Raw genomic sequence first — 18,431 nt, 5'->3', positions numbered from 1 at the left:
TTATAATTACTCCCAAATGGCTATGCCATTTGGTTTAAGACCAACATCTATTTTTTTAATTATTTTTTTAGAAACGACATCTACCACCTGCACCGAATTTCCTTTCTGATTAACAACAATGGCAGTTTTACCATCTTTCAGGAAAGTCAATTGATGCGGTTCAACGTCTGTGAGAATTTCACCTTTTTTTATCCACTCGGTCTGTAATTGCTGATAAATATAAACCTTATCCGATTTGGGTGCACAAATCCAAAGTTCGTTAGTGGAAGTATTAAACTTGGAGAATCCAGGAATGAAGTCAAAATCAATAAAATCTATTACTTTAAAATCGTTAAGATTCACAATATTTAGAGTCTTAGCATTGGCGTTTTCAACAAAAACAGTAGATTCGTCCCATCCTGGCCAAACATTCGTAGGAAATGGATCTACTTTTATTTCTTTAATAATCGCTTTCTTTTTTGTGTCAATTACAGTCAAAAATGAAGTTTCTCCGCATGCAACAAGTGCTAAATCACCATTTTTAGCAAAAATAACCTCAGTAGGATCAGGCCCAACCACAATTTCCTTGATGGAAGCATAAGTATTGGCATCAAAGACCTGGATTTTTCCTGAGTGCGATACTAAACTCGTCCAAATTTCTGACTGATTGTTTGAGAAAACTACATTGTGATTAGTAAAAGAAATCGGAAAAACTTTTTCTGATTTGTCTAATAAATTCAAAACTCCAACATTACCTTTTACCAAAGCACCATGTAAACCAACATGCCCATTTGAAAAGTCATATTCGGGGAAAGCCACCGAAAGTCTTGAAAAATCTTTTGAAATATAAATGTGATGGGCGAAAGAATTTCCGGCATTTTTGAAATAATATCGCCCTTTTTGGTCAAAGCTTTTGGTATCAATGATAGAAATACTGTTGTCGCCACCATTAATAACAAATGCAGAATCCTTTTCAAAATTTAGATCAGAAATTTCATCTTTCTTTTTTGAACAAGAAAAAAATATTAATGCCAATAAAATATATCTCATAAAAAAACGCTGCCTTTTGAAAGACAACGTTTTTTCGAACAAAAAATTTATCAAAATTGATTATTTAGAAATCAAAGTCATTACAATTTCGGTCAAGGCACTAATTATGAAACCGAATATAGTTTTCAGGAAACTTTTATAAGATTGCTCTTTAGAAACCTCTTGGTCGTTGTTTTCTCTAGGAACTAAAGGATTAATCGTTGTAAGCTCAGACTTTACTTCGGATTTTGAACTAATAGCAATGGTTTTACCAGCTTTAGTCTGATGAGCCGATATTCTTGGATTACTCACTATTCCGAAACTTGACAACGAAAAAGTAGCAGAAAGCAACAAAATAAAAAGAACTAATTTTTTCATTAGTGATATTTTTTTGTCAAAAATAATATACAGATGGATATTTCCAACAAAATACTAGGAAATTTTTCCGACCATTTCTTCAGGCTTTACCCATTCGTCAAACTCATCAGCCGTTAAATATCCCAAAGCTATTGCCGTTTCTTTTAGGGTGCTACCGTTTTTGTGAGCCGTTTGAGCTATTTCAGCAGCTTTGTAATAACCTATTTTGGTATTCAATGCCGTCACCAACATCAAAGAGTTGTTTACATGTTTCTTTATGTTTTCGTGCAAAGGCTGAATACCTATGGCACATTTATCATTAAAAGACACACAAACATCCGCAATAAGTCTAGCAGAATGCAGGAAATTAAAAATCATCATCGGCTTGAACACATTCAACTCAAAATGGCCATTTGAACCTCCAATATTGATGGCTACGTCGTTGCCAAGAATTTGAGCTGCCGCCATAGTCATAGCCTCGCATTGTGTAGGATTCACTTTGCCCGGCATTATTGACGACCCTGGCTCATTGTCAGGAATGTAAATTTCGCCTATACCTGACCTTGGACCGGATGAAAGCATTCTTACATCATTTCCAATTTTCATCAGACTAACCGCCACAGTTTTCAAAGCCCCGTGGGCTTCTACTATGGCATCATGAGCCGCTAGAGCCTCAAATTTATTTTCGGCCGTTCTGAAAGGAAGACCTGTTAACTTAGCTATTTGACCCGCCACATTCTCGGAATATCCATCAGGGGTGTTAATTCCTGTACCTACAGCAGTTCCGCCAAGTGCAAGCTCACCAAGATGATCCAAAGTATTATTAATAGCCTTCAAACCGTGGTTTAACTGTGAAACATAACCAGAAAACTCTTGTCCAAGTGTAAGCGGAGTAGCGTCCATAAAATGCGTACGTCCTATTTTCACTACGTTCATAAACTCTTTTGACTTAGCCGAAAGCGTGTCTCTAAGTTTTTCAATACCTGGTATTGTTTTCTCAATGAGCATCTTGTATGCTGCAATGTGCATAGCGGTAGGGAAGGTGTCATTTGATGATTGTGACTTGTTTACATCGTCATTTGGATGTAAAAACTTCGTTTTATCGTTCAATTCGCCACCTTTTAAGACATGAGCTCTGTAAGCAATAACTTCATTACAATTCATGTTTGACTGTGTGCCAGAACCAGTTTGCCAAACCACCAATGGAAACTGATCGTCTAACTTTCCTTCTAATATTTCGTCACAAACTACGCCAATAAGCTTTGCTTTTTCTTCATCCAAAACTCCGGCCTCAAAGTTTGCCAAAGCAGCCCCATGTTTAAGATATGCAAATGCCTTGATGATCTCTTTCGGCATCTTGTTGATGTCCTGAGCAATCTGAAAATTTTCAATCGAACGTTGTGTTTGAGCACCCCAATAAACATGTGAGGGTACCTGAACTTCGCCCATCGTATCTTTTTCTATCCTATAGTCCATTTTATTTTTTATTTTTTTACAAATTTAGTATCGTTTTGAATAATATCAAACTTAGAATTATACAATTTATTTGGCTGAATTTCTGGTATTATCCTTGAAAAACAAAATAAATAAAATCAAAACCCCGCCTGCTATATAAGCAGGAACCATCCAAACTCCAGACCAATCGTGTTTTGTAACTCCATCAACCACTGTGGTGTATTTGGTAAGCACTTTACCTGATAAAAACGACCCGATGCCCATGCCAACACCATAGGTAGCAAATGTGATTAGGCCTTGGGCAGAATTCTTGATTTTTTCTCCTGATTTGTTATCGGTGTAAATTTGTCCTGTCACAAAAAAGAAGTCATAACATACGCCATGAAGCAATATAGCAATGTACAAAACCCACTCAGACGAAATTCCGTCGCCGTAGCCAAAGCACACAAAACGCGTTATCCAGGCAATTAGACCCACAATTAGCATCTTTTTTATACCAAATTTTTGCAATGCAAAAGGAATAAGTAACATAAACCCAACTTCTGAAACCTGACCGAGTGACATTTTATTCTCTACGTTGGTCATGTTGGATTCGGTAAGCGATAAGTTTCCGTGAGCATAATAAAACGCCAAAGGAATACATACCAAAACAGAAGAAATAAAGAAAATCAAGAAAGAACGATCCTTAAATAGCACGAATGCATCTGTACCTAATATTTGACCAATAGTGGCATTTCCTGTTGCTTTCGGTGGAGTCTTGGGCAAAGTAAATGCAAAAATAGCCCAAGCCAAAGACGTAAACATGGCGATTTGGAATATCATAACCTTGTCGCCCACCTCATAAAAACCTATAATGTTAGTCACGACAATCCAAGCAATCGTACCCAAAACCCTGATCACCGGAAATTCCTTTCCAGGATCTTTCATTTGGTTCATAGCAATAGAACTCGACAAAGCAAGATTTGGGGCAAAAGTGAGTGTATAAGCCAAAATATACCAAAAGAAGTTGTCGGCAGATTGATTTTGAATCAAAAAATAGAGAATTGCTGCACCCAAAAGATTCAAAACACCCATTACCTTTTGTGCAGAAAAATATCTGTCGGCAATCATTCCGATAAAAAATGGTGCAATTATGGAAGCTATAGAAAAGGTAGCGTATGCGTTTCCAATCTGATCACCGTTTGCATTTAATGTGGTAAACATATATTTACCCATCTGGCCATACCAAGAGCCCCAGGTAAAAAACATTAGGAACATCATTACACTCAACTGAATCCTTACGGTCAATTTCATAATATATTTAGGGTTTTACTATTTCGTTTATTCCACAAACTAAAGCATTTTTTAAGGCCTAAAAAAATCATTTATCAAATAAGTTGCTGAAAAAATCCATAATTTTGCGACATGAAATACTTTATAGAGGTATCATACCTCGGAACAAATTTTCATGGTTGGCAAATACAACCGAATGATTTGAGCATTCAGGGAGAGCTAGAATTTGCTTTAAGTAAGATTTTGGGAGAGAAAATTTCGATTATGGGCAGTAGCCGCACAGATACCGGCGTACATGCTCGGCAACAATATGCCCACTTCAAAACTTCGAAAAAGCTGAGGGAATTAGATGCTCTCAAAAATAGATTGAATGGTTTTTTGAAAAGCGAAATTGCGGTAATACGGATATTTTCGATGTTCCCGAATGACCATACACGATTTGACGCTCTCAATAGAAAATATATTTATAGAATAATCAATAGCAAAGACCCTTTTAAGAAGGATTTGGCAACGGTTTATTTTAAAGAGCTTGATTTAGTAAAACTCAACAAAGCCTCTGAAATTTTGTTAAACCATATTGATTTTAAGAGTTTTAGTAAGGTAAAAACCAACGTAAACACCTTTGAATGTGTAATTGAGGAAGCATTTTGGATTCAAAACGGCGGTACGCTGGAGTTTCATATAAGAGCCAATAGGTTCTTGAGGGGCATGGTAAGAGCCATTGTTGGCACCTTGTTGAATGTGGGCACAGGGAAAATTGCGGTTGAAGATTTTGAAAAGATAATTTTAGAAAAAGATAGAACAAAAGCTGGCATTGCAGCAAAAGCAGAAGGCTTAACTTTAGAAGAGGTGAATTATCCTGAAGGATATTTTAATCGAAAAATTGAGATTTCTGAGGCTGAAATGAACGAAATGGAGATTGTGAAAGAACTTTTTATAAAATATCAGGCTCATTTGGGTATTTCGCTATGTTTTCAGGGTTTTCAGAAAGAAATTGAGAATCTGCCAGGCAAATATTCAGAACCCAGTGGAACTATTCTTTTGGCAAAAGAAGGTGAAAAAGTAGTTGGAATAGTTGCTTTAAAGCAGTTAGAAGAGGAAGTTTGCGAAATGAAAAGGTTGTTTGTTTTGCCTGATTATCAAGGATATGGAATTGGAAAAACGCTAACAGAAAGTCTTTTACATAAAGCCAAAGACCTAAAGTTTAAAATTATGAAATTAGATACCTTGGGTCGCTTGGAATCTGCGGTCGCTTTGTATCAAAAACTTGGTTTTGAGCAGACTAATCCTTACAATATAAATCCTGAAGAAGATATTCTTTATTTTGAAAAAAAATTATGACCGCAGAAATAGGAATTGATTTAATAAAAGCCAAAAATATACTTGAAAATGGAGATTTGGTGGCTATTCCAACCGAAACGGTCTATGGTTTAGCTGCAAATGCTTTAGACCCTTTGGCGGTGAGCAAAATATATGCTGCCAAAAATCGCCCAAGCTTTGATCCATTAATCATTCATGTTGGAAATATTGAAGATTTTCAAAAATACACGGTTGATTTTCCTGCCCAATTATTAGAACTTGCCCATAAATTTTGTCCTGGACCAATTACCTTTTTAGTTAAAAAAAGCGAAATTATTCCCGAAATAACTACTTCTGGACTCGAAAAAGTAGCAATAAGAATTCCAAAACACCCATTGACACTTGAACTTTTAAATAAACTCGATTTCCCTTTGGCTGCTCCGAGTGCTAATCCGTTTGGGTATGTCTCACCCACTACAGCAAGCCATGTTTATGAACAATTGGGTGAAAGAATTCCTTATATTCTTGACGGAGGCCCTTGCAATGTTGGGTTGGAATCTACCATTGTGGGTTGTGAGAACGAAAACTTGATTATTTACCGCAAAGGTGGCCTTGATTTGGACGAGATTCGTAAAGTTTTTCTAGGCGAAATTCTTATAAAAGACCATTCGAGCTCAAATCCGCAAGCACCTGGAATGCTAAGCAAGCATTATTCTCCCAAAAAGAGAATCGAGATATTGGAATCAACCACAAAAATAGATTTAATTGAAATAAAATCTACTGGCTTTTTGAGGTTTAATTCCCGAATAGATGGATTTGGAAATCAGATAATTTTATCTGAAAAATCAGACCTAAACGAGGCTGCATTTCGACTTTTTGATGCTCTAAGACAATTTGATAAGATGGATATTCAAAAGGTATTTATCGAGTTGGTTCCTGAAAAAGGCCTTGGAATAGCTATAAACGACAGACTAAGAAGGGCAGCAGCCAAATCTTAGTCTTCCAAAATCATAATTTCAATACGTCTATTTTTAGATTTATTTTCGTCTGAATCGTTGGGTACAAGTGGTTCTGAAGATCCTTTTCCAATGGTAATAATTCTATCTGGAGAAATGCCTTTGTTAAACAAATAATTGGCAATGACTTTAGCACGAAACTCCGATAAACGTTGATTTAATCTTTGATCAGAGCCTTCGTTATCGGTATGCCCTGCAATCTCAATTTGGGCTTTGGGGTTTTGTTTTAAATATTCAGCCACTCCGTCGAGTTTGGTCTCTGCCCCTTTAACCAGTATAGTCTTACTTTTTTCAAAATTTACACCCTCTAGAGGATATTTGACTCCTTTTTTGATATCTAATTTGGCAACAGAAGGTGTTAAAACTTGAATTGATGGTATTTTTTCTTCTCTCGGCAGGTCGAGCGTTGGTTTATCAACTTTTAAAACAGCCTTATTTTTTGGCTTTAGCGTTAATAAATACTCTAATCTTTCTGGACTAGCTTGTTTTAACATAAAGGCTGTTGAATAATCTTCAAAATCTGGCATTCGAATTTCGATATAATAATTTCCTTCTTCTGAAATATTCCCTATGAATCCATTTTTATCAATATCAAAAATTAATTCTTTGGACTTATTGTCATTTCTGTTCTTTATGAACGCTTTCACTGCAGCAATTTTATCAGCATCTATTTTATTTGTCAATTTAAAAAGGATATCATAAGAATCTCTAAAGAGTGAAATAGTAAACTCTGAATTAATTGCTTCTCTCTTATCCAAAACTTTACTGATACTTTTGTAATTCTCTTTATTTACTTCAAGAAGATAATTGTTTGTTGCAGAGAGGCTTACTTTTTTTCTGCCTCCATCTTGGTCTTGTTTAATTTCAACTTGATCTACTTTGACTTTAAAATTGGCATCAATTTTTTCTTTTGTAAAAGCGTCAATCGATGAAAAATAAAAATTGCTAATCTCAAAAGCTGTCATAACCAATTGAACATTGCTTTCGTTCAGATTTAACTGTTGTTTAAGGTTGTTATAACCCTTCGCAGAAACTTCATAACTATAACTTAGTTTGGGGTTAATCTTGTTAGATATAAAAACAGACCTAATTGGATCAAAACTTAAGGCAACGGCTTTACTGTCGTTTTCAAAGACTCTTAGTCTCGCGTCTTTAATAGAAAGTTTAGTTTGCTCATCAACTACTTTTATTTCAAATGTCTCTAATTTATCAGCAACTTTCTTTTTTAAAAAAACTTCAATTGATTTATCCAACTCAACATTAGCAGTGTAGTCATTATATCCATTTGCCGATACCTCAAAAAAATGTTTCTTCTCGGAATCTAGGTTTAATGTTTTTTGGTGCTTCGTCACTTTCCCTGAAATTTCCCTCGACTGTTCACTAAATACCTTAGTAATTGCATTATTAATAGGATTCTTAGTTTCGAAATCAAACACACTTATTACATATTCATTGGTTCCCTTTTTTAGCCTCATGGAAAAAAAAGTATTTCCGGCAGCCAAAGATTTTACATTAAAACTACCAGAACGATTAATATAGCCATTTGCCTTAGGTTCTATGGTATAAACTCCGGACTCGTTTGGTATGTAAGCATAGGACTGTTTGCTCGTTGTAGTTACTTTATATTTTTTACCAGAAGGACTGGTTATTTCTAGCTCGGCGGCAAGTCTTTCGTTTGTTTCTTCATCAAATATATCTATTTGTAGTGAAGAGCTAGGGGTTAAGCCATACTTTTGTGGTTTGCCATCTAATACAAATGGCGACTTAAACTCAATAAATCCATTAGCGTTGGTAATCAGAGTATAATTATCGTTTCTATTCCCGTCAAACAGTATTTTCCCGTTTTCTATTTTACCATCAAATATTTTCTGTCCTGTTTCCAAATGTACAACTGCGGCCGTACCAGAAGATATTTTTAAGTTTGTTGATACATCAAATAGATTAATCTCTTGTTTCATGCGGTTTTTGACCAATTCAATTACTACCGATTCGGTCTTCTGCTCAGCCGAAATATCAAGCTCAATTTCTCTGAAATCCTTTAAGTATCCTTTTGCATTTGTTGTGATTTTATATTTTCCTTTTATTTCATAATAATATAGAATCTGCGGATTCTGTTCATTTATTTTTTCTTTATTTGTTCTTGAAAAAAAAACAATTTCTATATCAGAGGCGACTGGATCTTTAGACTCAGCATCTATGGTGGTTAATTGCAATTTTCCTGAAGGCTTAGGGTTTAGTTGAATTTCTAAAATATCACCATCATTCAAATTTTCCGTTTCGAAAGACTTTACCTCATTATAGAAACCAACGGCTGTCACTGAAATCTTCAGTACTTTACCTCTTGGAATATCATAAAATGTCTCTTTCTTATTGTTGGTAAGTTTTATCTCTTGTCCACTAGGTTCTTGTGTGACTTTTACCGAAAAATTAGACTGCAACTGATTTCCATCGAAACTATTAATGACCACTACCTTCAACTTTATATTTTCAGGCACAAAAGCCTTTGATATATTTACTGAAGTAAATAAACAGAAAACTATAAAAACAAAACCTCTTACCATCAAAATGCCTTATTATCTTTGTTCTTTAAACTTCTAAAAAACTTAAAAATTATCCTACGATGATATTCTCATCAAATTTTTTGCCATGTTTGGCTTATATGACCGCAATTTTAGAAGAATCTGAAATAAAAATCAATGTTGGGGAGCAATACAGGAAGCAATCGTACCGAACTCGGGCAAATATTTTAGGGCCACATCAGGTAGAGACGTTGACAGTACCTATCCAAAAGGCTCCAAACAACGAAATCATAAAAGAAATAAAAATAGATAATCGAACAAATTGGCAAAAGCCAATCTTCAAGACTATTGAAAATTCTTACAAAAAAAGTCCCTATTTCGAATACTATGAATATTTATTTCAGCCCCTATTTAATAAACATTACAACTACTTGATAGACCTAAACCACAAATCACTGACAATATGTCTTGAAATATTAAAAATAAACAAGACAATTTGTCAAGCCGAATTTTCGTATTTTGAGAATAAAAACGAATTTATTAGCTTTAATGCTAAGAGTAGAGTGGATTTTCCAGATTTTTATATGTCAAAAGAATATTTTCAGAATTTTGGCAATAAGTTTGAGCCAAATTTAAGTGTCATAGACCTTCTTTTTTCGAAAGGACCCGAGAGCGTGCAAATTCTTAAAAGTTCAAAGAAATTGGTCATTTGAACAATGTTTTAAAAAATAATGTTAATTCGATAAAAAAGGAGATTAAATGGAACCCAAGTTTTCACAAAGAGTAAAAGAAGTTATATCTCTTGCCCGTGAAGAGGCATTGAGATTGGGGCACGATTATATCGGAACTGAGCATCTTATCTTAGGAATGATTCGTGAAGGTGAAGGACTTGGCTTAGAACTAATTCAGAAGGCTGGTTTAAATCCAGAAGAGTTAAGAACCTCTATCGAGAACTCTACAAGAGGAACAGCAACCAATACCATCAAAAACCTTTCTAACATTCCCCTGACTAGACAATCAGAGAAAGTACTTAAAATCACCCATTTAGAAGCAAAAATTTTCAAGTCTGATGTAATCGGAACTGAACATTTGTTGTTAGCTGTGCTGAGAGACGACGACAATTTGGGCTGCCAAATATTGAATCGCTACAGAATCAACTATAAGTTGATCAAAGAAATGTTGGAATATCAACTGACTGGTCAAGAACCTACCATGGAAAGACCAGATACCGACGATGACGACAAATCATTTGGTGGTGGCGGCGGATCGTATGGAAGCCAGAAAGCCGACCCCAAAACAGGAGAAAAATCTAGGACGCCAATATTGGACAATTTTGGTAGAGATTTGACCAAGATGGCTGAAATCGGCAAATTAGATCCGATAGTTGGTCGTGAAAAAGAAATAGAAAGAGTTGCTCAAATTCTTTCGAGAAGAAAGAAAAATAATCCGATACTAATTGGTGAGCCGGGTGTGGGTAAAACAGCCATTGCCGAAGGTTTAGCACTTAGAATTGTTCAAAAGAAAGTTTCTCGTGTTCTTTTCGGTAAAAGAGTGGTTACGCTTGATTTGGCTTCTTTGGTTGCTGGAACAAAATACCGTGGCCAGTTTGAGGAAAGAATGAAGGCGGTAATGCTAGAAATTGAGAAAAATCCGCAAATCGTTCTTTTCATTGATGAGATTCACACCATTGTGGGTGCAGGCGGAGCGAGCGGCTCTTTAGACGCCTCAAATATGTTCAAACCTGCTTTGGCAAGAGGAGATATACAATGCGTTGGTGCTACTACTTTAGATGAATATCGCCAATACATCGAAAAAGACGGTGCTTTGGCCAGAAGATTCCAAATGGTGATGGTGGATGCAACATCTATCGACGAAACCATCGAGATTCTCAACAATATCAAGAGCAAATACGAAGACCACCACAATGTTACGTATTCTGATGAAGCCATTGTTTCGGCAGTGAAATATTCAGAAAGATACATTACGGATAGATTTTTACCTGACAAAGCCATAGATGTTATAGATGAAGTAGGAGCGAGAGTTCACATCAAAAACATAAATGTGCCGCAAGAGGTAGTAGATTTAGAAGAAGCTGTAGAAGAAATTAAATTAGAAAAAAACAGAGTTGTCAAAAGCCAACGCTATGAAGAAGCAGCTCAGCTGAGAGACCGTGAGAAAAAGCTTTTGGAACAACTCGAAAATGCCAAGCAAGCTTGGGAAGAAGAATCTAAAACCTTGCGTCATATCGTAACTGAGGACCACGTAGGCGAGGTTATAGCAATGATGACAGGTATCCCAGTGAAAAAAGTCAACATGAACGAAGGCGATAAAATCCTGAAAATGGGTGACTCGCTTCGTGGACGAATTGTTGGTCAAGACGCTGCTGTTGAAAAACTTACCAAAGCCATACAAAGAACTAGGGTAGGATTGAAAGATCCTAAAAAGCCAATTGGAACGTTCATTTTCTTAGGACCTACAGGTGTTGGTAAAACAGAATTGGCCAAAACGTTGACAGAATATCTTTTTGACAAAGAAGATGCATTGATACGCATAGACATGAGTGAGTACATGGAGAAATTCAGTATCTCGCGTTTGGTTGGGGCTCCTCCAGGATATGTAGGTTATGAAGAAGGTGGCCAGTTAACGGAGAAAGTACGTAGAAAGCCTTATTCGGTTGTTCTTTTGGATGAAATCGAGAAAGCTCACCCAGATATTTTCAATATTTTGTTACAAGTATTGGATGATGGTATTCTTACGGATAGCTTGGGAAGAAGAGTTGATTTTAGAAATACAATCATCATCATGACTTCCAATATTGGAGTTAGAGATTTGAAAGATTTTGGCTCGGGAATTGGTTTTGCGACTAAGTCAAGAGTTGAAAATCAGGATGATATGATAAAATCTACCATCCAGAATGCTTTAAAAAAGACATTCTCTCCGGAATTCTTGAACAGATTGGATGATGTTATTGTGTTTAATTCTCTAGCTAGAGAAGATATCCATAAAATCATTGATATTTCTCTCAAGAAATTATTCTCAAGAATTACTAGCATTGGTTATTCAATGGAATTAACCGATAAAGCCAAAGATTTCTTAGCTGAAAAAGGTTATGACCAACAGTATGGGGCAAGGCCATTGAACAGAGCAATTCAGAAATATGTGGAAGACCCTTTGGCCGAAGAAATATTGAAAGGCACCATGAGTGAGGGTGATGTGATATTGGTGGATCATGAGGAAAACAATGAATTGTTGAAATTTAGCAAAAAACCTAAAGAAGAAACGATTGAACAATAATTTTGAAATAATATAATTCAATAGCACGAGAAAGAATTCTCGTGCTATTTTTGTTTTATGAAAAAACTACTCTTATTAATTTTATTATTTGCAGCTTTTGAAAGTATAGCTCAGCAACTTTCGAAGGAAGCAAAATTCGGTTTGGTTACTGTTTCCAGTGGCTCGTCTGATGATGCCATATACCAAATTTGGGGACACACAGTTTTGCACCTCATGGACCCCGTAAATGGAATAAACGAATGCTACGATTACGGCTCGTTCAGTTTTGACCAGCCAGGCTTTGTGGTAAAATTCCTGAGAGGCACACTACCTTACAAAATGGCAAAATACGATTTCCAGCCATTTATAGACCATTACAAATACAAAGAAAATCGTTCAGCTTCTGAGCAAATCCTGAATCTTTCTAACAAACAAAAAGAAGACCTTCATCAGTTTTTGACAAACAATTATTTGCCTGAAAATAGAGAATACAAATACCGTTTTTTCTACTATAACTGTGCCAGTAGAATCCGGGATATTCTCCAACAAGTTTGTAAAGATTCCCTTCAGTTTTCGCCAACCCTGCATGCCGACTCCACTTATCGCCAATGGATAGACAAATATGCAAGCAAAAAGAAGCCTTGGATGAATTTTGGCATGAGTCTCGCTATAGGCTTACCATCTGACGAAAAAACGAAAGAATCTGGGGCAATGTTTCTTCCCGATAATCTTTCAGTGGGTTTTGATTCTGCTACAATCGTTCATGGTGGATTAAAAGAACCTTTTGTTTTGGGTAAAATACAACATACTTTGGTAGAGCCACCAAGTGTTTCTTCTTCCATATTTTCGCCTTTTGTTGTTTTCTCAATGCTGTTTGGACTAGTGGCCATCTATACTTTTGGGCAAATAAAATCAGGAAATAAAAAACTATTTTTTGATAAAATATTCTTTTCAATTTTGGGAATAGCTGGCTGGTTTTTTCTAGGACTTTGGTTTTTGACCGATCATGGAGTAACAGAAAAAAACATGAATGTGATTTGGGCTTTCCCAATTTTATTCCCCTTCATATTTTTTGTAAAAAAACCTTCTATTACAAAACCTCTGCTCTGGATTTACGCGTTATTAAACATTGGATTGTTGCTGGTTTGGAATTTTAAACCCCAAGGAATTCCATTAGCAGTAATACCAATTATTCTCGCAGCATTAATCAGGGTAGCTTTCATTCTAAAAAATAACCATGGATTTAAAACCAATAGTTGAACAAGTTAAAGAAGTAGCCAAAGAGGCTGGAGGATTTATTGCTGGTGAAGCTCTGAAGTTTAAAACCAATTCTATTGAATACAAAGACATAAACAATGTAGTGTCTTATGTGGACAAAGAAGCTGAAAATCTGATAGTTAACAGACTAAAAGCTATTAATCCCGATATTAGTTTCATCACAGAAGAGGGAACAGTGGCCACAGGAGATCAAAATGGATTAAATTGGATTATAGACCCTTTGGATGGAACAGCTAATTTCGTGCATGGTTTACCTCATTATTCGGTAAGTTTGGCACTGGCTGAAGGAAAGGATGTTCTAATTGGTGTGGTCTATAACATTTGTACCCAAGATATGTTTTGGGCAACGAAAGGCGGTGGTGCTTTTAGAAACGATTCTGCAATAAAAGTATCTGATAATCAAACATTTGGACAAAGTTTGTTTGCTACGGGCTTTCCATATTATAAATTCGAAGAAATGGAAAAATACATCCAAATTCTCGAATCATTGATGCAAAAAACACACGGCTTACGTAGATTTGGTTCTGCGGCCTTAGACTTGGCTTATGTGGCAGCGGGTATGTACGACGGCTTTTTCGAATACAATCTCAACTCATGGGACATGGCAGCGGGTGTGCTTTTAGTCACCGAAGCAGGAGGGAAGGTCACTGATTTCTCTGGAGGTGATAATTATCTTTTTGGAGGAGATATCATAGCAGGAAGTGCCGTCCAAACAGAACTTTTAGCAGAAATAAAGCGTTTTTGGGAATAACAGGAGTTCACCGCTAAGACGGAAAAACGCTAAGAATTGGGCAAAGCGAAAACTCCGCGAAACACAAAAAATCTGTCTAAAAAATATAAAAAACTCAGTGTGACTCTGTGGTAAAAATTCTAATTCAAAAAATAAAATAATATGGAAAATCTAAAATACCCCATCGGCAAATTTGATAACACAAAAGATTACCCTTACGAATCGCTAAGCGGTGCAATAAACTATTTGGAAGATTTCCCCAAAATCTTGAGAGATTTAGTCACAGGGTTGCCAGATGCTATTTTAGATACACCCTACAGACCTGAAGGCTGGACAGTTAGACAAGTGGTTCATCACCTTGCAGATTCGCATTCTAACATGTATATACGTGTAAAATGTGCATTAACGGAAGAAAATCCGACTATAAAAGGCTATAGCGAGGGTGATTGGGCAAATTTGCCAGATTCTAAATTGCCAATTGAAAGTTCGCTGAAAATTATAGAAGGATTACACGAGAGGTTAGTTTTCTTGTTTAGAGATCTAAAGCAAGAGGATTTTGAGAAAACTTTTTATCACAATGGATATCAAAGAACTTATATTTTGAGAAATGTTATTGCCTTGTACAAGTGGCATTCAGAACATCATTTGGAGCATATCAAGTTGGCGATGAACTAGCTTCGACTCCGCTCAGCTACCGCTTGGCTTATGCTCCGCTTAGCTATATCTCTAAGTGAGTTCCACTCAAAACTTTTGAGCTCCGCTCAGACCTAGGTGGCTGAGCGGAGCCGAAGCCACGAAATTGATTTTTAAATAACAACAAAATGATACAGTTACTCGAAAACATCTTCATCATTGTTGTATTTGGTATTGCTATCAAATACATTGTGAGCTTATTTATGAAACAAGCCAAAGGAGAAGCGGGGGCATGTAGTTCTTGCAGTTCAGGTGCTTGCTCTACTTGTCCGACCGCTCAAAAAATTACTGATAAGTAGCTTTTTCTATCATATCATCGGATTCATTTTTACCTAGATATTTGTCTATGGCATAATGAATTAGGTAAATAATAGGTGTCATTAAAACGGCTACAATGAATTTGTAGATATAATTTACGGACGCCACAGCTATTATTTGGCTAAAAGGCCAATTTCCAAACAAGAAAAACGCAATAAATAACACCACAAAACTATCTATCAACTGCGAAACCAATGTGGATCCCGTGGCTCTAATCCATAGAAACTTATTGGTGGTCATCTGTCTTAACTTTCTGAATATCAAAGCATCTAATATTTGTCCAAACAAAAAAGCAATGATACTACCCAGCATTATTCCCATACCTTGACGTAAAATCAAACTGTAGGCGTTGTTTATATTCAAGGATTTGCCCTGAGCATCTACACTGTTGATATCTAGCCAAAACTGAGCTGGAGGCAGGTTGGTTGCTCCATAAAGTATCAGAAAAGCATAAGCAATCAAGGCCGCTGTTAAATAAGAGATGATTTTTACGCCTTTCACTCCAAAATATTCATTGATGATATCCGAAATAATGAATACGATTGGCCAGTTCAGAACTCCCGCTGTGAGGTTAAAGTCTAATTTGTAGCCCAAAAAGTCAATTTGAGCAGGTTTTAGTCCAAAAACTCCTTCCAATGAGAAGATTTTAGCTCCGATTATCTCTGCAACTAGGGCATTGGTGATGAAGATGCCGCAGAGAATGATGAATAAGAGTTGTTTTTTTGATCCAATCATAAAATTTGAATTAATAATTAGTGATTAGCGAAGAGAATAGCAATCTGAATTCATTAATCACTATGATACGTCGCAAAATACTAAGTAAATGAATATACTAATTTCTTAAATACTGAAATTTAATTCACTTTCGTCGCCTTTCCAGCGGGGACTTACTTTTTTTTGAAAAAAAGTAAGCAAAAAAACACTCACAAAAAATGAGTCCTCATGAAAAATTTGATTAAAAATCCCCCTAACTAGAAATCACAGTGCTATCAAATTTTGCAAACGGACATTTTTGTGATTTATAAGAACCATTAGATTTAATTTTTACTTCTCACAAAATCCTCCCATCTTTCAGTTCAATAGTGCGGTCTGAGCGTTCGGCAAGGGATGGATTATGAGTTACTATGACAAAAGAACATCCGAAATTGTTTCTTAACTCAAAAAATAATGCATGAAGCTCTTCAGCGTTTTTGGTGTCTAGGTTTCCACTGGGCTCGTCGGCAAATACAAATTTTGGCGAGTTTATCAAAGCTCTAGCAACCGCCACACGCTGTTGTTCGCCACCCGACAGTTCGGATGGTAAATGATCGGCTCGGTGCGAAATTTTCAAGGCATCCAATAAAATTTCGGCCCGCTTTTCGGTTTCTTCTTTGCTTTTTTTCCCTACCCAAGCTGGCAAACAGATATTTTCTTTAGCCGTAAGCTCTGCCATAAGATTGTGAAACTGGAAAATAAAGCCAATTTTCTCGTTTCTTACTTTGGCCAAAGCCTTGTTATCCAATTGGCTCAACTCTATTTTATCCAAATATATTTTTCCCAGATCGGCCTTGTCTAGCGTACCTAATATATGCAAAAGCGTGCTCTTACCAGCTCCTGATGCTCCGACTATGGAAACTATCTCCGAAGGCTGTATTTGCAATGAAATATCCTTTAAAACCTCAATTGAGCCGTATTTTTTGTAAATGTTTGATCCTTCCAACATATATTTTTCTGTAATTCTTTGTGTATTTTTTCGAAATAAATTTTTAAAAAGTATAATAATTTGCTAATTTGGCAAAAAATTAGAAAAGTTCAATTTTTATTTAATAAATTATGAATATTCACGAGTACCAAGGTAAAGAAATTTTATCGAAATATGGTGTAAGAGTTCAACAAGGAATTGTTGCTTCTACGCCAGAAGAGGCCATAGCTGCTTATCAGCAAATAGCCGAAAGAACAAATTCGAAGTTTGCGGTTGTAAAATCTCAGATACATGCAGGTGGTAGAGGAAAAGGGAAAATTGTTGGAACTGAGCAAAGAGGTGTGCAATTGGCCAAATCTGCTGATGACGTGCAAACCATCGCTACGAATTTGCTTGGAAATACACTCGTGACCATTCAGACAGGTGCTGAAGGAAAGGTGGTAAACAAAATTTTGGTTGCCGAAGACGTATATTATCCTGGTGATTCTGAGCCTAAAGAATTGTACGTTTCTATTCTTTTGGATAGAGGCAGAGCTTGTAACGTAATCATGGCCTCTACCGAAGGTGGAATGGACATTGAAGAAGTGGCTGAGCACACACCAGAGAAAATCATCAAAGAGTGGATAGACCCAAGAGTAGGTTTACAGGGCTTTCAGGCTCGTAAGGTGGCCTATAAACTAGGTATGACAGGCAATGCCAACAAAGAAATGGTTGCTTTCTTGATGAGCCTTTACAAAGCTTACGAAGAAACTGACTCGGCTATGTTTGAGATTAACCCAGTTTTGAAAACTTCTGACGATAAAATATTGGCCGTAGATGCCAAAGTAAGTTTGGACGACAACGCCCTGTTTCGTCACAAAGACTTGGCAGCCTTGAGAGACAAAGCCGAGGAAGATCCTATGGAAGTAGAAGCTTCTGAAAGCGACTTGAACTATGTAAAACTAGACGGAAACGTGGGTTGTATGGTGAACGGAGCTGGTTTGGCCATGGCGACTATGGATATCATCAAACTTAAAGGTGGTGATCCGGCTAACTTCTTAGACGTAGGTGGTGGTGCAAATGCCGTAACAGTAGAAGCTGGTTTCAGATTGATATTGAAAGACCCTAACGTTAAAGCAATCTTCGTGAACATTTTCGGAGGAATTGTACGTTGCGATAGGGTGGCTGCAGGTATTGTAGAAGCCTACAAGTCTATCGGAGATATTCCGGTGCCGATTATCGTAAGACTACAAGGTACCAACGCTGAAGAAGGAGCCAAAATAATAAACGACTCAGGCCTAAAAGTGTACTCAGCCGTATTGCTTAAAGACGCTGCTGAATTGATTACTAAGGTGTTGGCGTAAGATTTTTTATAGATATTTTGTGTGTGGGGCGACTTTTCAAGTCGCCCTTTTTTGTGATTTAAATATTAAAAAAAAATTGGTATTTTTGGCTTTCTGAAAAAAAATTAAAGACAAAATTAGCACATAGAGTATTCATTATCTAGAATATTTATCGACTCCTTGATGCGTATTTTAAATGTTGGAACTATT

At 36.4% G+C, this 18,431-nt stretch carries 16 protein-coding genes; 9 read left to right on the top strand and 7 right to left on the bottom strand.

From position 1 onward, the window contains the following. Nucleotides 1–6 precede the first annotated feature (6 nt). The 4 genes from EGI26_RS17820 to EGI26_RS17805 all read right to left on the bottom strand — a co-directional run bounded on the left by EGI26_RS17820 (nucleotide 7) and on the right by EGI26_RS17805 (nucleotide 4,113). The gene (locus tag EGI26_RS17820) at nucleotides 7–1,029 is read right to left on the bottom strand and encodes a YncE family protein (RefSeq protein WP_255080422.1); all 1,023 of its coding nucleotides are present in this window, start codon (nucleotides 1,027–1,029) and stop codon (nucleotides 7–9) included. A 60-nt stretch (nucleotides 1,030–1,089) separates the two neighbouring features. Then, nucleotides 1,090–1,386, bottom strand: coding sequence for a hypothetical protein (locus tag EGI26_RS17815; RefSeq protein ID WP_255080421.1), 297 nt, complete (start codon nucleotides 1,384–1,386; stop codon nucleotides 1,090–1,092). 54 nt (nucleotides 1,387–1,440) lie between these two features. After that, nucleotides 1,441–2,841 (bottom strand): class II fumarate hydratase, encoded by a 1,401-nt coding sequence (fumC, locus tag EGI26_RS17810; protein ID WP_255080420.1) that lies wholly within the window; start codon nucleotides 2,839–2,841, stop codon nucleotides 1,441–1,443. A 66-nt stretch (nucleotides 2,842–2,907) separates the two neighbouring features. Then, a complete protein-coding gene (locus tag EGI26_RS17805) occupies nucleotides 2,908–4,113 on the bottom strand; it encodes a nucleoside permease (RefSeq protein ID WP_255080419.1) in 1,206 nt (401 codons plus the stop codon). Between the two features lie 111 nt (nucleotides 4,114–4,224). Here EGI26_RS17805 and truA point away from each other — a divergent pair, with 111 nt between their 5' ends. Next, nucleotides 4,225–5,433 (top strand): tRNA pseudouridine(38-40) synthase TruA, encoded by a 1,209-nt coding sequence (truA, locus tag EGI26_RS21260; RefSeq protein ID WP_310587968.1) that lies wholly within the window; start codon nucleotides 4,225–4,227, stop codon nucleotides 5,431–5,433. After that, a complete protein-coding gene (locus EGI26_RS17790) occupies nucleotides 5,430–6,389 on the top strand; it encodes an L-threonylcarbamoyladenylate synthase (protein WP_255080418.1) in 960 nt (319 codons plus the stop codon). Before truA ends, EGI26_RS17790 begins: the two co-directional genes overlap by 4 nt. Here the strand turns inward: EGI26_RS17790 and EGI26_RS17785 are convergent. Next, the gene (locus EGI26_RS17785) at nucleotides 6,386–8,968 is read right to left on the bottom strand and encodes an OmpA family protein (RefSeq protein WP_255080417.1); all 2,583 of its coding nucleotides are present in this window, start codon (nucleotides 8,966–8,968) and stop codon (nucleotides 6,386–6,388) included. The two genes, EGI26_RS17790 and EGI26_RS17785, sit on opposite strands and share 4 nt — an antisense overlap. Nucleotides 8,969–9,027: 59 nt before the next feature. Here EGI26_RS17785 and EGI26_RS17780 point away from each other — a divergent pair, with 59 nt between their 5' ends. From EGI26_RS17780 to EGI26_RS17755, 6 genes are all read left to right on the top strand, one after another. After that, the gene (locus tag EGI26_RS17780; RefSeq protein ID WP_255080416.1) at nucleotides 9,028–9,639 is read left to right on the top strand and encodes a WbqC family protein; all 612 of its coding nucleotides are present in this window, start codon (nucleotides 9,028–9,030) and stop codon (nucleotides 9,637–9,639) included. A gap of 46 nt (nucleotides 9,640–9,685) precedes the next feature. Beyond that, the gene (locus EGI26_RS17775; RefSeq protein WP_255080415.1) at nucleotides 9,686–12,220 is read left to right on the top strand and encodes an ATP-dependent Clp protease ATP-binding subunit; all 2,535 of its coding nucleotides are present in this window, start codon (nucleotides 9,686–9,688) and stop codon (nucleotides 12,218–12,220) included. Between the two features lie 57 nt (nucleotides 12,221–12,277). Beyond that, nucleotides 12,278–13,459 (top strand): DUF4105 domain-containing protein, encoded by a 1,182-nt coding sequence (locus EGI26_RS17770; RefSeq protein ID WP_255080414.1) that lies wholly within the window; start codon nucleotides 12,278–12,280, stop codon nucleotides 13,457–13,459. After that, complete coding sequence (locus EGI26_RS17765) at nucleotides 13,437–14,228, top strand: inositol monophosphatase family protein (RefSeq protein WP_255080413.1); 792 nt, start codon at nucleotides 13,437–13,439, stop codon at nucleotides 14,226–14,228. The genes EGI26_RS17770 and EGI26_RS17765 overlap by 23 nt, the downstream gene beginning before the upstream one ends. Before the next feature lie 141 nt (nucleotides 14,229–14,369). After that, nucleotides 14,370–14,882 carry a YfiT family bacillithiol transferase gene (locus EGI26_RS17760; protein WP_255080412.1) on the top strand — a complete coding sequence of 171 codons (513 nt, stop codon included), beginning with the start codon at nucleotides 14,370–14,372 and terminating at the stop codon, nucleotides 14,880–14,882. A gap of 146 nt (nucleotides 14,883–15,028) precedes the next feature. After that, nucleotides 15,029–15,199, top strand: a complete 171-nt coding sequence (locus EGI26_RS17755; protein WP_255080411.1) for a hypothetical protein — start codon at nucleotides 15,029–15,031, stop codon at nucleotides 15,197–15,199. Here EGI26_RS17755 and EGI26_RS17750 read toward each other — a convergent pair. Next, a complete protein-coding gene (locus tag EGI26_RS17750) occupies nucleotides 15,186–15,953 on the bottom strand; it encodes a queuosine precursor transporter (RefSeq protein ID WP_255080410.1) in 768 nt (255 codons plus the stop codon). The genes EGI26_RS17755 and EGI26_RS17750 overlap by 14 nt on opposite strands. Nucleotides 15,954–16,269: 316 nt before the next feature. Beyond that, nucleotides 16,270–16,920: an ABC transporter ATP-binding protein gene (locus EGI26_RS17745; RefSeq protein ID WP_255080409.1), complete on the bottom strand. Its 651-nt coding sequence runs from the start codon at nucleotides 16,918–16,920 to the stop codon at nucleotides 16,270–16,272. Between the two features lie 110 nt (nucleotides 16,921–17,030). Here EGI26_RS17745 and sucC point away from each other — a divergent pair, with 110 nt between their 5' ends. Then, the gene (gene sucC, locus EGI26_RS17740) at nucleotides 17,031–18,242 is read left to right on the top strand and encodes an ADP-forming succinate--CoA ligase subunit beta (protein ID WP_255080408.1); all 1,212 of its coding nucleotides are present in this window, start codon (nucleotides 17,031–17,033) and stop codon (nucleotides 18,240–18,242) included. The last annotated feature ends 189 nt before the right edge of the window (nucleotides 18,243–18,431 follow it).

The organism is Lacihabitans sp. CCS-44 (assembly GCF_024343735.1).
In the GTDB taxonomy this organism is placed as follows: Bacteria; Bacteroidota; Bacteroidia; order Cytophagales; family Spirosomataceae; genus Leadbetterella.
Note: the sequence above shows the minus strand (reverse complement) of the source record. Positions and strands in the feature narration are given on the sequence as shown.

What these genes read in the sequence shown, in the direction of transcription:
- EGI26_RS17820 (WP_255080422.1), bottom strand. Translation starts at nt 1,029, where the DNA reads ATGAGATATATTTTATTGGCATTAATATTTTTTTCTTGTTCAAAAAAG.
- EGI26_RS17815 (WP_255080421.1), bottom strand. Translation starts at nt 1,386, where the DNA reads ATGAAAAAATTAGTTCTTTTTATTTTGTTGCTTTCTGCTACTTTTTCG.
- fumC (WP_255080420.1), bottom strand. Translation starts at nt 2,841, where the DNA reads ATGGACTATAGGATAGAAAAAGATACGATGGGCGAAGTTCAGGTACCC.
- EGI26_RS17805 (WP_255080419.1), bottom strand. Translation starts at nt 4,113, where the DNA reads ATGAAATTGACCGTAAGGATTCAGTTGAGTGTAATGATGTTCCTAATG.
- truA (WP_310587968.1), top strand. Translation starts at nt 4,225, where the DNA reads ATGAAATACTTTATAGAGGTATCATACCTCGGAACAAATTTTCATGGT.
- EGI26_RS17790 (WP_255080418.1), top strand. Translation starts at nt 5,430, where the DNA reads ATGACCGCAGAAATAGGAATTGATTTAATAAAAGCCAAAAATATACTT.
- EGI26_RS17785 (WP_255080417.1), bottom strand. Translation starts at nt 8,968, where the DNA reads ATGGTAAGAGGTTTTGTTTTTATAGTTTTCTGTTTATTTACTTCAGTA.
- EGI26_RS17780 (WP_255080416.1), top strand. Translation starts at nt 9,028, where the DNA reads ATGATATTCTCATCAAATTTTTTGCCATGTTTGGCTTATATGACCGCA.
- EGI26_RS17775 (WP_255080415.1), top strand. Translation starts at nt 9,686, where the DNA reads ATGGAACCCAAGTTTTCACAAAGAGTAAAAGAAGTTATATCTCTTGCC.
- EGI26_RS17770 (WP_255080414.1), top strand. Translation starts at nt 12,278, where the DNA reads ATGAAAAAACTACTCTTATTAATTTTATTATTTGCAGCTTTTGAAAGT.
- EGI26_RS17765 (WP_255080413.1), top strand. Translation starts at nt 13,437, where the DNA reads ATGGATTTAAAACCAATAGTTGAACAAGTTAAAGAAGTAGCCAAAGAG.
- EGI26_RS17760 (WP_255080412.1), top strand. Translation starts at nt 14,370, where the DNA reads ATGGAAAATCTAAAATACCCCATCGGCAAATTTGATAACACAAAAGAT.
- EGI26_RS17755 (WP_255080411.1), top strand. Translation starts at nt 15,029, where the DNA reads ATGATACAGTTACTCGAAAACATCTTCATCATTGTTGTATTTGGTATT.
- EGI26_RS17750 (WP_255080410.1), bottom strand. Translation starts at nt 15,953, where the DNA reads ATGATTGGATCAAAAAAACAACTCTTATTCATCATTCTCTGCGGCATC.
- EGI26_RS17745 (WP_255080409.1), bottom strand. Translation starts at nt 16,920, where the DNA reads ATGTTGGAAGGATCAAACATTTACAAAAAATACGGCTCAATTGAGGTT.
- sucC (WP_255080408.1), top strand. Translation starts at nt 17,031, where the DNA reads ATGAATATTCACGAGTACCAAGGTAAAGAAATTTTATCGAAATATGGT.